This is a genomic window from Paenibacillus paludis, from assembly GCF_042610515.1.
In the GTDB taxonomy this organism is placed as follows: domain Bacteria; phylum Bacillota; class Bacilli; order Paenibacillales; family Paenibacillaceae; genus Paenibacillus_AQ.
In genome coordinates this window covers 152,065-164,785 of the sequence record NZ_JBGJZP010000008.1, presented here as the reverse complement: position 1 = coordinate 164,785, position 12,721 = coordinate 152,065, and the positions used below count along the sequence as shown (strand labels likewise).

Annotated in this window: 11 protein-coding genes; 2 read left to right on the top strand and 9 right to left on the bottom strand. The window is 48.9% G+C overall.

The window, feature by feature from the left end; translation table 11 throughout:
• Window positions 1-128: 128 nt before the first annotated feature.
• Both ACAN56_RS17730 and ACAN56_RS17725 read right to left on the bottom strand, forming a co-directional pair.
• Window positions 129-1,328, bottom strand: coding sequence for an MFS transporter (locus ACAN56_RS17730; RefSeq protein ID WP_379144567.1), 1,200 nt, complete (start codon window positions 1,326-1,328; stop codon window positions 129-131).
• A 144-nt stretch (window positions 1,329-1,472) separates the two neighbouring features.
• On the bottom strand, window positions 1,473-2,648 hold the full coding sequence (locus ACAN56_RS17725; protein ID WP_379144564.1) for a serine hydrolase domain-containing protein: 1,176 nt from the start codon (window positions 2,646-2,648) through the stop codon (window positions 1,473-1,475).
• A 171-nt stretch (window positions 2,649-2,819) separates the two neighbouring features.
• On the opposite strand from ACAN56_RS17725, the gene ACAN56_RS17720 reads away from it, so the two are divergent.
• Window positions 2,820-3,278, top strand: a complete 459-nt coding sequence (locus ACAN56_RS17720; RefSeq protein WP_038594063.1) for an Lrp/AsnC family transcriptional regulator — start codon at window positions 2,820-2,822, stop codon at window positions 3,276-3,278.
• Window positions 3,279-3,440: 162 nt separating this feature from the next.
• Here ACAN56_RS17720 and ACAN56_RS17715 read toward each other — a convergent pair whose 3' ends face one another.
• From ACAN56_RS17715 to ACAN56_RS17685, 7 genes are all read right to left on the bottom strand, one after another.
• Complete coding sequence (locus ACAN56_RS17715) at window positions 3,441-5,270, bottom strand: ABC transporter ATP-binding protein (protein ID WP_379144561.1); 1,830 nt, start codon at window positions 5,268-5,270, stop codon at window positions 3,441-3,443.
• A complete protein-coding gene (locus ACAN56_RS17710) occupies window positions 5,267-7,105 on the bottom strand; it encodes an ABC transporter ATP-binding protein (protein WP_038594060.1) in 1,839 nt (612 codons plus the stop codon). The genes ACAN56_RS17715 and ACAN56_RS17710 overlap by 4 nt, the downstream gene beginning before the upstream one ends.
• Before the next feature lie 51 nt (window positions 7,106-7,156).
• Window positions 7,157-8,269, bottom strand: coding sequence for an ArsR/SmtB family transcription factor (locus ACAN56_RS17705; RefSeq protein WP_379144558.1), 1,113 nt, complete (start codon window positions 8,267-8,269; stop codon window positions 7,157-7,159).
• A 185-nt stretch (window positions 8,270-8,454) separates the two neighbouring features.
• Window positions 8,455-9,228, bottom strand: coding sequence for an AraC family transcriptional regulator (locus tag ACAN56_RS17700; protein WP_379144556.1), 774 nt, complete (start codon window positions 9,226-9,228; stop codon window positions 8,455-8,457).
• 20 nt (window positions 9,229-9,248) lie between these two features.
• A complete protein-coding gene (locus ACAN56_RS17695; protein ID WP_379144554.1) occupies window positions 9,249-9,830 on the bottom strand; it encodes a LysE family translocator in 582 nt (193 codons plus the stop codon).
• A 147-nt stretch (window positions 9,831-9,977) separates the two neighbouring features.
• Window positions 9,978-10,901, bottom strand: coding sequence for a DMT family transporter (locus tag ACAN56_RS17690; protein ID WP_379144766.1), 924 nt, complete (start codon window positions 10,899-10,901; stop codon window positions 9,978-9,980).
• Window positions 10,901-11,755 carry an AraC family ligand binding domain-containing protein gene (locus tag ACAN56_RS17685; RefSeq protein WP_379144552.1) on the bottom strand — a complete coding sequence of 285 codons (855 nt, stop codon included), beginning with the start codon at window positions 11,753-11,755 and terminating at the stop codon, window positions 10,901-10,903. The genes ACAN56_RS17690 and ACAN56_RS17685 overlap by 1 nt, the downstream gene beginning before the upstream one ends.
• Before the next feature lie 174 nt (window positions 11,756-11,929).
• Between ACAN56_RS17685 and ACAN56_RS17680 the strand changes: the two genes are divergently transcribed.
• Window positions 11,930-12,502, top strand: a complete 573-nt coding sequence (locus tag ACAN56_RS17680) for a hypothetical protein (protein WP_379144550.1) — start codon at window positions 11,930-11,932, stop codon at window positions 12,500-12,502.
• Window positions 12,503-12,721: the final 219 nt, after the last annotated feature.

Here is a 12,721-nt window from a genome sequence, read left to right as displayed (position 1 = left end):
AGGGGAGCAAACTTGTTCAAGAAAAATTAGGAGAAAACAAATACACCGTCAGATTGCTGACGGTGTATTTGTTTGGTCTGGCTCAACCGGCAACACAGGTGACCGCTTCTCTCACATGTACAATCCCCTCAAGGCCGCTTCACAGGAAATCCGTATTCCTTCGCTCGCCAAGCGGTGAACAGCGCAAGCAGCAATAGAATAAACAATGCCCAGGGGAATGAGGCGACACCCAGCGTTTCGATTAGAATCCCGCCCAGCACACCACCGCTGCCGATAGCCAGATTCCATGCCGTTACCAGCATGGACTGGGCTACATCGGCACTCTCCCCAGCAGCTTCGGCAATTGCTGTCTGCAGCATTGTTGCAGCACCTCCGAACGTCAATCCCCATGCAGCAACCACAGGATAGATTACGACGGGATGGTTGCTTATGCCAAGTGCAACGGCGGCCAAAGTAAATGCTGCGAGGCTGATCAGAACCAATGGACGCAATTTACGGTCGATCAGAATTCCGGTAATTGCGATGCCTGCCAGTGAAGTAATACCGAAAATAAGCAGCACCAGGTCAATACGCCGGGTAAGCCCGGCCTGCGCAAGAAATGGCGCAATATAGGTATAAAGGATGTTATGGGCCAATACCCAAGCTAGAACAACGGCCAGGACCGGCCGTACTCCGGGAATAACAAAGACCTTATAAAGCGGCAGCTGCTTATCGGCACTTGTGCCCGGGTAGTCCGGCAGCTTCCAAAGCACCCAGAAGACCAGCAGCAGCGCGAGCAGTGACATGATTCCAAACACAGCACGCCAGCCGACAAAGGTGCCAAGAAATGTTCCGGCAGGGACACCGATGGCCATGGCCAGAGGCGTGCCGACCATCGCCACCGCCATGGCCCGCCCCTTAAGCGATTCCGGCACCCTGCGGCGGGCATACCCTGCGATCATTCCCCACAGGACACCGGCAGATATGCCGGCAAAAAAACGGGCAGCCAGCGTCAATATATAATTAGAAGAAAAGGCAGTGATGGTGTTGAATACGAGAAACCCAATAATGCATAGCAGCAGCAGGGGTCTCCGCCGCCATCCGCGTGTTGCGGCGGTTAAGGGAATGGCGGCCAACAATGAACCGAGGGCGTACAAAGTGACAAGCTGACCGGCTAGAGCTTCAGAGACACCAAGCCCATCACCAATTTGCAGCAGCAAGCCGGCGGGAACCGTTTCGGTGAGAATACAGATAAACCCTGTCATCGCGAGGGCGAGCAAGCCAGCCCATGGGAGCCGCTCAGAAGTGCCGGAGTCATTCTGTGCGGAAGAAGTTGTATTTTGGCTCATTTGAGTAGCACCTCTTTGCATTTATTATTTTATGTTTAGATTTTACGGCCAGCCTGCTCTGAAGGCCGATACAAGTCACGACTCCTTCAGTCACAGAGAGCCTTGACCGGTACGTACCGGCCAAGGCTCCCCTGTACTCATTCTTTATGATCTGATGCTGGCATAAATCGCTTCACAAAGGTCAACCGTAAACTGGCCGGACATGCCTTCCAGTAAGGTATTTGTAAATGCCACAACGCTTAGCCGCTGCTTAGGATCGACGAACCATGAATGGCCATAAGTGCCGCCCATCCGCCATGTTCCCGGTGATTCAGGAGTGTTTGCGGCGGCAGGGTCTTTCAGCACTGTAATGCCAAGACCGAATCCCCGTCCTGGCCAAAAGGGCATAGGCAGGTCACCGATCTGATTGGTAGTCATTTCGTGAACCAGAGATTCCGGCAGCAAAGGGCCCCCGCCCTGGCGCAATGTTTCCAGCAGGTGCAAAAAGTCCCCGGCACTGCCAACCATGCCGGCTCCACCGGAGGGATAGGCGGCGGCATCAAGTGCCCGGCCTGGAGCAAGCAGGAAGCCTGCTGTACCGTCCACAAAGGCAATCTTGTCAGGATCAAGTAATGGCCGCGGCTCCGGGTAGTCGTTGGCATAGGGGGTGGCCAGCCGTTCTGGATCAGCTGCAATGAACCCGGTGTCACTCATGCCGAGCGGTTTGGTTACCAGTGAATCTATGGCTTCGCCGAGCGTTGTTTCTGTGACCTTGGCTATGACTGCACCCAGCACATCCGTTGCTATGGAATATCTCCACTCTGTGCCTGGCGTGTAGAGAAGCGGCACAGAGGCGAGGCGGCGCATATTCTCTTCCAGTGTGATTCCGGACTGATCCATGCCGTCCGAAATCCCTGCCCGCTGATAGGAACTATTCTCTTCCTGGAAGAACCGGTAAGACAGACCGGCTGTATGCGTCATTAGATGGCGGACCGTCAATTGCGCAAGTTCGCCGTTCTGCAAGCGTGGGCGGAACTCCGGAAGCCAACTGTCAACACGGTCGTCCAACTGCAGGCGCCCTTGTGCAACCAGTACTAAGGCAGCCGTGGAAACAATAGGTTTGGTGACCGAGGCGAGCCGGAATAAAGCATCTTCTCTCATAAGCCGGTTCAGACCGCGGTCAGCATAACCTGCAGCGCGGCTGTAAACCATTGTTCCGTCTATTGCTACTTTAATGACGGCACCGACCAGCCTCTTGTCGGCAAGCGTCCGATCCATCACTTCATCGATGCGGCCCGACAAACATTGCGGATCACTTGGGTTTGAATATAATGTACACATGGGCTCCATCCTCTCGGAATAGTTAAAGTCTTGGACACTTTACTATTGTAGGCTTATTATATAAAATAAGTTACCTTGGTTACATAACGTAACAAAGGTAACTCGGCTGTAAAACGATTAAATTATATTTGTTTTATCCAATTGACCTGAATTTTAAAGGAGCTGACTATAATGGATCATGTAGATAAGCAAATCCTGTTCCACCTGCAGAGCCAAGCGAGAATTTCTATGACAGAACTGGGGAAAAACGTCGGCTTATCACAGCCTGCAGTTACAGAGAGGGTTAAACGCATGGAGGAGAAGGGGATCATCAGTGAATATCGCACCATCATATCCCCTGAAAAGATTGGCAAACAGGCTGCCGCCTATATATTGTTTCATTCTAGAGATTGTAACGCATTCCTTGATTTCTGCCGGGCGGCTCCCGATGTCGTCGAATGTTACCGGATAAGCGGGGAGCACAACTATTTATTGAAAGTGATTAGCGATTCTACGCGAGCGCTTGAAGAGTTCGGAAATCAATGTGATAGATACGGGACCTACACGATTCTAATCGTGATGTCATCTCCGATCGATCATAAATTCCTCATCCCTTCACTGGGAGAAACACCAATAAATATGCTGAGTTAATCAGCCCCCGCCTGATGTTCATGAACACAAATGCCCACTGGGATATTTAGCCGTGGGCATTATGTACAGTCTATCAGGCGGAGCTGATCCGTTCTATCCAGAAAGGGAGCTTTTCAACCCCGATTGGGATGTTTTGAAAATATTAAAATTTAGAATATATTGCTAAGCAGGCTGTATAGCTGCATGTGATTCTTCAAATAGGGAGGCTTCTGCCTCTGCTGCTTTAAACTGGAGGTTATATAACTGTGCATAAAGCCCGTTTTGGGCGAGCAAAACATCATGTGTGCCTTCCTCGGCAATAACCCCCTGATCCAGTACAACAATTCTGGATGCGTTCCGTACGGTTGAAAGCCTGTGCGCAATTACCAGTGTTGTCCTGTTGTTCATCAAGTGATCTAACGCTTCCTGAACCAACCGCTCAGATTCGTTATCCAGAGCAGAGGTGGCTTCGTCCAGCAGAAGTAGCGGTGCATCACGAAGAAAGGCCCGGGCTATAGCGATTCGCTGCCGTTGTCCGCCGGAAAGACTCGAGCCGTGTTCACCGATGACCGTATCGTATCCGCCCGGAAGCTTCGTGATAAACTCGGCTGCGCCCGCAAGCCGGGCGGCTTCGTGAATTTCTTGTTCACTGGCTGAATTAGAGCTGAAGGCTATATTGTCTCTAATCGTACCAGAGAACAAATAAGGGGATTGCGGTACATAAGTAACCTGTGCCCTGGCTTCTTCCAGCTGCTCCTGAACCGGTCTTCCATAAACCGAGATGCTGCCGGCATCGGGTTCATACAATCCACAGCATAAGCGGGCAAGCGTTGTTTTGCCGGAACCGCTTGGGCCTACAACTGCGACCGTTTCTCCATGCTGAATTTGCAGGCTGAAGCCTTCAAACAGCGGCGGCTCCGTTTCTATTCGGCCGGAATAGCTATAGCTGACCTCTTGCAGGCTTAATGCAGCCGACTTCTCGGAAGCAGAGGGAGGAGGGGATGAAGCCGGAGAAGAATGTGGTGCTCCTTCCTCATCTGCATCCAGTACAGCGAATACGCGGTCAGCTGCTCCTAACGCTTCTTGAACACCACCCCAGGTCTGGGACATGTGGACAAAAGGCCACTGTACCCGTCCCATCAGAATGATGAAGGCGAGTACTTCACCGGCTGTTGTTCCGCCTCTTACGGCAGAGACTGCGATCAGCGCAGCGCAGGCCACCATTACGATATTGTTGATAAAGGCAGAGGACTGCCAGAGCAGCGTGTTCAGCAGTGCTCTTTGGCGCTGCAGCCGGTTCAACTGCTCACGTCCGGCTGCATACCGGTTCAAGAGATTGTCCTCCAGGGAAAAGGCCCGGACCACTTTCATTCCTTGCAGCGTTTCCTGCAGAATACCCCGCAGCTCAGCTTCCTTCTGATGGATCTCCGTGTACAGTTTGCGGAGTCTGCGGTCAAAGAAGCGTCCGGAAAGAAACACAACTGGTCCCGAACCGAGCGCAAGCAGCGCGATCCAGACATCCATTTTCGCCAGGTACAGAAAAGAAACGAGACATAAAAGCAGATTATAGCCCAAATCATAGACGATGCCGTTAATCATGCCAATGGCCGCACCTGCATCCCGGTTATTGCGCGAGACCAAATCTCCGGAATGCATGGACTGGACTTCACGGAAGGGAAGCCGGTGGGTCTTGTCGAACAGCTTGGCGCGAATCGCCCAAGCCATTTGGCTCTCTGTAATAAAGCGGAAGTAATGCTGCAGCATGAGGCAGATAATAATGATAAAACAGACGATGGCGCAAATAACGGTAATGCGTGTAAGGGAATGCATATTAGAGCTGTTGATGGTATCAATAAACACCTGCTGGATGGCTGCAAAGCCGATGTCCAAGACCAGCCTTGCCGAGAGCAGTAATACAGCCGCCATTAACCCGATACGGTAGGGGGTTGAGAAGGTCATCAACCTGCGCAGTACATATCCAAGCTTGAGTTTTGCGGACGCTTTTGCATTCATTCCAGACCCTCCCTGACCTCAAGCAAATCGTGATTCTGCTTCATCGAAGTCTCAACCATTTTGAAGTACTTGCCTTCTAGTGCCATTAACTCCTGATGTGTGCCTGTTTCTGCTACAGATCCTGCTTCCATGAAATAAATCTGATCGGCGTCTCGGATAGTGGACAATCTATGGGCAATAACGACTGTTGTCCGGTCATGCATGAGTTCCCTGAGGGCTTGCTGGATCAGCTCCTCATTGTGGCTGTCCAGTGCGGCCGTAGGTTCATCGAGCAGCAGAAGTTTGGGCTCGCGGACAAACGCCCGGGCAATGGAGAGACGCTGCCGTTCACCGCCCGATAATGTTAACCCCCGTTCCCCAATAGTAGTCTCATATTGTAAGGGCGTTCTCATAATGACTTCATGGATGCCGGCTCTTTGGGCTGCTTGGATGACCTCTTCCGTTGTGGCACCGGATCTTCCCCAGGCTATATTCTCATGGAAAGTGCCGGAGAACAGATAAGGCTCCTGGGACACGTAGGCAATCCGCTCACGCCAGAGCCGGAGCGGGATTCTGGTTAAGGAGTGAACGCCACAGCAGATAACCCCTTCGTCCGGTTCATAGGCTGCGAGCAGCAAATGGAGCAGGGTGCTTTTTCCGCTGCCACTGGGGCCTGCTAATGCAGTCACCTTGCCGGGGCGTATGGTAAGCTGCACATTGTTTAATACTGGAGCGGCATCATAGTGGAAACTTACGTTGTTAAAAGAAATATCGGATCGGCTGATCATTTCCGGATCGGGCTCTTCAGTTATCTCAATCCGGGAATTTAAAGCTGCAGCTTCGTAATTTGCCTCTTCCTCCGGTAAATCCAGCACTTCAAACATCCGTTTGCCTTGCGCTAAAGACATCTGCAATTCCGTCCACAGGTTGGCCAGCTTCGAGACCGGATTTGAAATCTGCTCAAAACAGATCAGAAAGGCCGCCACGGCTCCCACATCCAGACGCCCCCCGATGACCAGATATCCGCCAAAAGAGAGGACGTAGAGCAGTCCGCCAAGGATAACGACCAGTGGCATATTATAGCCAACAGCTTCTAAACGGGTGAGCGGTATATGAATAGTAAAATATTGTTTTACCCGGGCGGCAAATTGTTGGTGCAGCCTGGGGGCAAGAGAGAAGGCACGCACGACTTCGGCACCCTGGACTGTATCCTGAATAAACATTTGCTGCGCGGTTTCGATCTTCTGTCTTTGCTCATGCATGGAGCGCAGCCGGGAAGTGAAGGGAAGCATGACGAGTGGAACCAGGGAGCAAATGATGATTGTTCCCAAGGTTAACGCAAATTGAAGAGATAACAGATATGTGAGAAGGAAAGCAATCTGCAGCAGATTGCTGAACAGGTCAATGGTTTTCTGGTTGATTCCATGCTGGGCCGCAGAGGCGGAATCATTAATCCGGCTGATCAGATCTGCAGAATGATAACGATCCAGCTCTTTCATTTGCACATTCAGCAGTCTGCCCAGAAGTGATACCTGAAGCCGGGAGGTCGACTTGACCTCAAGTACACCTGACAAATAGCTTTTTAGAAAGTTGGCTGCGGCATCGACGAACATAATGGCAACGGCAAACAGGGTAGCGGAAGTCAGGCCCGGCATATTGTGATTTGTAGCCGAATTAATAATTCGCCGTAAAGCTTCGGCTACACCAACCGTTGTAAGAGAGATGACAGCTGCCAGGGCGCATAATAGAATGTACCAGCCTAAATAAGGCCTGCCAAGTTTAAATAAACGGAAAGTTGTGCTGGAAACAGCAGCGGATTCCTTGTTGCCGGCTGCTGCATGGCTTGATTCACTCACGAGGGACACTCCCCTTATTCTCAAATTTTCCTGTACTCCTGTTAAGCCAGTCTAATCTTCATCCAGCATGACTTTTGCGGTTAAGGCCAGCAATTCCCGTAATCTATCTATGCGCAGATGGTAATATAAGCGGTGATCCTCTCTTTTAATTTCCAGAAGGTCCAGAAAGAATAAGAAGTTGGAATGGTAATTCACAGCTGCCGGTGTAATGCCAAGGGCCGCGGCGATTTCCTGCCCGTAATGCGGGCGTTTTTTTAACAGCAGCAGGAAGTCGAGGCGTCTTTTATCCGAGAATGCTTTTAAGAAAAGTTCTGTCTTCTCCCGGTCAGCAGCAGGTCCGTATACACGGTCGTTGAGTACACCAAATATCACCCATCCGACCCTTCCAGCCTCCGTCCAGAAATTAAGGAAATGATTGCCCACCTGCGAAAAGAAGCTGATATGAAAAGTCGTCGGTACATCATACAGCGCAGGCTCATTTTTGTTAATATCCCTAATGAAGCGGACGGGATCGGCCAGGAAAAGCGCTTCGTAATGTAGAGTGGCTTGTTCAGACTCCATTTGTAACCGCTCTTTCCAATAGGTAAAGACATCCTTGTAGAATTGACGGAGCAGCTGCATATACCGCAGTTTCGTTTCTTCCGGGAAAGCAAGACATTCAAGCAGCGGTCCTTGCGCCCCGGCAACCTCAGGCTGGGGTTTCGTTCTTGCCACAAGCTCAGACATCAAATGAACATCCTTCTTGACTTCCTCCCAGTCATTGCCTTCCAGCAGATCTTCCAATTTATCGGAATACACGCCATACACCATTTCGGCTACCACTTGTTCTGCCGGTCTCTGCTCCAGCCGTTCAATCCATGCTTCTGCAGTCTGTGGATCAGGATAAGTGCAGATGGATTCGTAGAAAGCAAAATCGAGTGCCTTGTGGAAAAAGTTATAGTTGAAAAAAAACTGAAGCTCCCGGTAGGAATGAGGTGACAAACGGACCCGTGCGTCCTCATAGTAGGCTGCTACGAGTGGGTCCATCTCAATCTTTAAATCCTCTGCCATGGAAGTCAGCTCTCCCTCACAAGCGATCATTCCCATGGACACTATCAATTCGATGGCCTCATTGTAAGCAAAATTGATATTGTTCAGTAACATATCCTTCATCACAATTTCCATACTGTCCTCCAATTTCAAGTTTGAATAATTTAAATATTATAGATAGTTGGTTAATATTTAATAATTACTTAATGTTAAAATAACCCATAGTCAATATTTTGTAAAGAGTAAATTTATGATGGAAATCCAAGCCATAAAACGGCAAAAAAAAGATGCCATAGGCATCTGGGTGATCCGTAATTGTATTATTGTAATTGTGTCATGTACTCATATGCAGTAATCCCGAACATACTTTTGAAATGCCTGTTCAGATGTGTCAGATCCACAAATCCGTATTCTGCTACGGCCGTGTAGATATCCTTGCTGGCCTCAATGGACCGTTTGGCATGTTCCACCTTGCAATTCAGAAAAAACTGATAGGGCGAGATCCCTGTATGGGCCTTAAACTCGCGGATCAACTGGTATTTGGACATCCCAAACTCTGTACAAAGATCATCCAGTTTGAGCACATTGCCGATGCTGCCGTACATCATTTCCTTCGCTTGTTTCACTAGCCGGTTATTCTTCCGCTGCTCTACATCTATCGCTGTTTTGGATAACATGCCGATTAAATGGATCAACTGCTCCGTACACAGCGTTTCGTCGTTACCGTCCAGAATGGCCTGGCTGAGGGCGCAGATGCTTCGTGCCAGGCTGACGTCGTAGACGATAGGGGACTGGAAACGCAGCTCTTTCTTCCCCAGGATCTCGGCTACCAGCTCAGGCTTGATATAGAGCATGACATAATCAATGCCTTCCTTATCGTAGGACCTGCCGTCATGATACTGCTCGCGGTTAAACAGCATGACGCCATTCCTGTGGGAGGACTGGAAGCTGTCGCTCAAATTATATTGCTGAATGCCGCGCAGGGTTACGCCGACAGCATACTCCTCGTGGCAATGTTTTTTATAGGTGAAATCGGCGAAACTTGCCGCCAGAGCAAGGACATCTGCAGATTTTTTATACGTAAATTGCTCCATACTCTCACCCCCAACACTCTCTATATGATTCCCGACGCCATAATTGCAGAGTATACCAGAAACAGCGCCATTAGAACATTGACTATTTTTTGATGCTGCTGGAGAAATTTTTTGAAGACTGTACCACAGATGACCCAGGTCATAAACGCCAGAAACCCGATAACCGTAATGATAGCTACAAACTGAAATGAGGCTAACGAGGAGGAATAGTAAGGCATCACATAGCTGGGAATCACCGTTAAAGTAAATATGATCACCTTTGGATTCACAAACTGCATCACTAGGCCTGACAAAAAATTGGTATTGTGGGACGGTGCGGCCTCCCCTGTATTCATCTTGTAGATTTGATAGGCAAGATAGAGCATATAGACACTGCCGATGATCTGCATAATACCCACAATATTCGGGATCACTCCGGCAAGCACATGGTTCAGCACAGCAGAAGCGGCAAGCAGCAGGCCAAAGGCAATCGTGGCTCCGTATACATATTTCATGGTCTTTCTTGCCCCGAAATGCTGCACAGAAGATAAGATCACAATATTGGTGGGCCCGGGTGTGATGGTGATAACAACGCAATAGATGATAAAAGCTGTAATATTCATGAGGACCTCCTAAAGTCTATTCCCATGAATAATACAGGTGATCTTAGCATGCATATAGTATATTATTGCAGAAATCGCCGAACAGGTGAAACAAGCAGGTGGCACCATCCACAGCGGATTTACGTTCAAATGAGCATACGGACAGACTCAATCCGCACTTTTTACAGCGATCCGCTTCCGGGGGATCGTTTTTGCTTTGCGCTCTGAAATATAGGAGCCGGCGAGGGTGAGCAAGGTTCCCGCCACTGTGACCCAAGTGATATTCTCATGCAGGAACAGGGCGGAAGCGGCAACTGTAACTACAGGCACAATATAGATGTACACGCTTGTTTTTACCGCTCCAAGGATTCCGACCACCCGGTTCCAGGTGACAAAACAGAGTGCCGAGGCTCCCAGTCCCAAGAAAAGAAGGTTGGATACATTGGAAAGGCTGAGTAATCTGTCCAGGCCAAGACGGAAATCAAACAGTAAAAGCGCAGGCAGCATAAACAGCAGCCCATAAAAAAACACTCTGCGGGTAGCCCCGATCGTATGATGCTGCAATGCGCTTATTTTCCGCATCAGTACGGAATAGATTGCCCATAAGGCAGGGGCCAGGAAGGCCAGCAAATCTCCAATGGGATTCAGCTGCAGGTTGAAACTCCCGTTCAGCCCGATTAACACAATCCCGGCCAGCGCAATCAGAAACCCGGTCATAAACTGTGCATTCAGCTTCTCTTCCTCCAGGAAGAAGTGAGCGGCAAGCGCCGTGAAGAAGGGCGCAATCGAAACAATCACGCCAACATTGGATGCGAGCGTATAGACAAGGGCGATATTTTCCACTAGAAAATATAACGTTACCCCACAGAGCCCAGCCGCGATAAACAGCAGCTCTTCTTTGAATGATTTCGTCCGAAGGGGACGCGAATAAATAAGACACAATGCGACGTAACCGATGATAAAGCGGAAGAACAGAATTTCAATGGGCGTAAAGTCAACTAACAGTATTTTAGTAGAGATAAAAGTTGTACCCCAGATCAGAATGGTAAGCAACGCGAGCAGATGTCCGGTAGTGGCCTTGCGCTCCTCCATCATGGCGTATTCTCCGGAGATGGCTTTGATTCTGTCTGCCGGGTTGTAAATATGCGCATATATTGCTTAGGCGTTAGACCGATCAGCTTCTTGAAGAAATTGGTGAAATGGCTCTGATCACTAAATCCGGTCAGGAGCGCCACTTCAATGGGCAGCATCCCTTGTTCCAACAGGCGTTTGGCATGGTTAATCCGAATCGTTTCCAGGTAGCAATAGGGCGATATCCCTTTTTGTTTCGTAAATAGACGCAGCAGGTGATATTTGCTCAAGCCGGTCAAGGCTGTTAACTGATTCAGCGTAATGCTCTCCATATAATGTGACTCAATGTACTGGCAAATGCTTTTGATTTCCATGGTAAGCTCCCGGCTGGGGCTGGGGAGTTCTGCGTCGGAGTATTCTCTCAGGAGCTGCTCCAGCAGAAACAGGAATAGTTCTTCTTTTTGGAAATCGGACTGTTCCTCCAGCAGCATCCGGTGCAGCTCATGCAGGGACAAGGCCAACTCACTCTGGTAAAGAACAGTTGGTGTGAATCTGGGCAGATCGCCCGCCCCCGTAATTTCCAGCACATACTGGCGCATTATCTCCGGCTCTATATTGATACAGCGATAGTCAAGCGTTCTGCCGTCCAGCTGTTCACAGGCGTGGGGATCCTGCGGATTAAAGATAATCACATCTCCGCTATTAAGAATATATTCTTCATGATTGCATACCAGATACCGCTTGCCCTGTTCAATGAATCCAATGACATAGTAGTCATGGAAATGGTTGGGGAACTTCTGCATTATTCCTTCAAACCGATACGCTTCAAGCTTTAAGTCCGTATCATAGACTACCGTACGTACTTCACGAGTCACTGTCTGCACCTTCTTTTCTGGTTCTATGTAACCATTATAATATGAACAACAGAACATTTCTTGAATGATGTTGCTGGAGCAGAGGTACTGAACGGCCTTACAGAAAAATCTAATTGTGGTATGATTTCCGGGAAGAAGCGAAAAAGGAAGTTTGCCAATAAGGGGGATTAAGCATTGTCCAGAACAAGATATGGGGCTTGTATCATCACGCTGATGTTAGGCTTGCAGCTGGGGTGCAGCGCAGACATAGAAGGAAATAGGAATCATAGAGTAGCGGAAACTAAGACTGAAACTGAAACCGTAGAAATAGATAGTAATAAACAGAGTGCAAGTATTCCGTTTACACAACATCTCTACTCCAAGCATTCGCCTGATTTCACCTGGGAGTGGAGTAATACCGAAAATTTACCGAAGGAAGTAACGGGCCGGTATAAAGAGTACGAAAATTCAGCACCCGGCGGATATCTAGTGAAGGAAACCCCCACAGAGTATTTCATATGCGTAAGCATCGGGGAAACAGAGTCGGTAACAAAGGGATTTGAGGTAAAATCGCTAACACTTCCCGCTGAACATGCCGCTGCAGAAAAACCGATTTTAAAAATTGAGGCAGTGCCTGTGAGTGATCAGAATCCATCGGACAAAGAAATGCCAGGAAAATTGTTTACCAGATCTCTTATCAGTGTCGCCAAGGAAAATTTGCCGGAAGGCATCCGTCTACATTCAATGATTATGAGTCTGGAAGAATGAAGGATGTAGGCATTCCCTTCTCATTTCTCTGTGATCGCTGGTCCGGTTGCAGGGGAATTCCTATCTATAGCGTCAAATAAAGGAAGTGTGATAACACAGCGGATTGCATTGAAAGGAGTAGAGTATTAGGGGCAATAACAACTTAAGAATAACGTAAGAATTACATAAGAAAAAAGAAATTTCTGATCACTACTATAGTAATTAGGGAAAAGAACAGCT

Bases quoted from the DNA above. Each gene is read 5' to 3' on its own strand.
- ACAN56_RS17730 (WP_379144567.1), bottom strand. From the start codon at position 1,328: ATGAGCCAAAATACAACTTCTTCCGCACAGAATGACTCCGGCACTTCT.
- ACAN56_RS17725 (WP_379144564.1), bottom strand. From the start codon at position 2,648: ATGTGTACATTATATTCAAACCCAAGTGATCCGCAATGTTTGTCGGGC.
- ACAN56_RS17720 (WP_038594063.1), top strand. From the start codon at position 2,820: ATGGATCATGTAGATAAGCAAATCCTGTTCCACCTGCAGAGCCAAGCG.
- ACAN56_RS17715 (WP_379144561.1), bottom strand. From the start codon at position 5,270: ATGAATGCAAAAGCGTCCGCAAAACTCAAGCTTGGATATGTACTGCGC.
- ACAN56_RS17705 (WP_379144558.1), bottom strand. From the start codon at position 8,269: ATGGAAATTGTGATGAAGGATATGTTACTGAACAATATCAATTTTGCT.
- ACAN56_RS17700 (WP_379144556.1), bottom strand. From the start codon at position 9,228: ATGGAGCAATTTACGTATAAAAAATCTGCAGATGTCCTTGCTCTGGCG.
- ACAN56_RS17695 (WP_379144554.1), bottom strand. From the start codon at position 9,830: ATGAATATTACAGCTTTTATCATCTATTGCGTTGTTATCACCATCACA.
- ACAN56_RS17690 (WP_379144766.1), bottom strand. From the start codon at position 10,901: ATGGAGGAGCGCAAGGCCACTACCGGACATCTGCTCGCGTTGCTTACC.